This window comes from Erwinia sp. V71, from assembly GCF_965644245.1.
Taxonomy (GTDB): domain Bacteria; phylum Pseudomonadota; class Gammaproteobacteria; order Enterobacterales; family Enterobacteriaceae; genus Erwinia.
This window is the reverse complement of sequence record NZ_CBFFRK010000303.1, coordinates 1-390: the sequence shown is the minus strand read 5'-3', so window position 1 is coordinate 390 and position 390 is coordinate 1. Positions and strand designations below refer to the sequence as shown.

Below are 390 nucleotides of genomic sequence, written 5' to 3'. Positions count from 1 at the left end.
GCGGTTCTTTGTTCATTTACCATACGATGACAGGACGAAAAAATGGTTCCCATCGAATTAATCGCACCTTCCTTAAGTTCTGGGATCAGAACGCCAAAAAAAGGTTTCCATTTCCTGTCTAATAGCAGCTGGGACACGCTGACGGCGCGCCTGTTGCAGCTGATTATTGCCGTCTATCAGGCCCATGATGAACAGCTGGTTGATGAAAGTGCTTTTCTCGACGAAGCCGAAAACGATCGTGGTGATTATGAAAGTCAGTATCGCCGCATCAGACGCGGACAGCGTCAGTTAAAACTGAAACTGCTGGAAGTGTATGGCGCGAATTCAGATAATAAGTGCAACGCTTGGTCATGTGGATGGAGGGACGGTTAGCTACCGATAAGCTATCCT

General features: G+C 47.4%; 1 protein-coding gene. It reads left to right on the top strand.

Annotated elements, in window-relative coordinates; all coding sequences use genetic code 11:
• The first annotated feature begins 42 nt into the window (after positions 1-42).
• Positions 43-372 (top strand): hypothetical protein, encoded by a 330-nt coding sequence (locus ACSZO1_RS22750; RefSeq protein ID WP_437616683.1) that lies wholly within the window; start codon positions 43-45, stop codon positions 370-372.
• Positions 373-390 lie beyond the last annotated feature (18 nt).

Bases quoted from the DNA above. Each gene is read 5' to 3' on its own strand.
- ACSZO1_RS22750 (WP_437616683.1), top strand. From the start codon at position 43: ATGGTTCCCATCGAATTAATCGCACCTTCCTTAAGTTCTGGGATCAGA.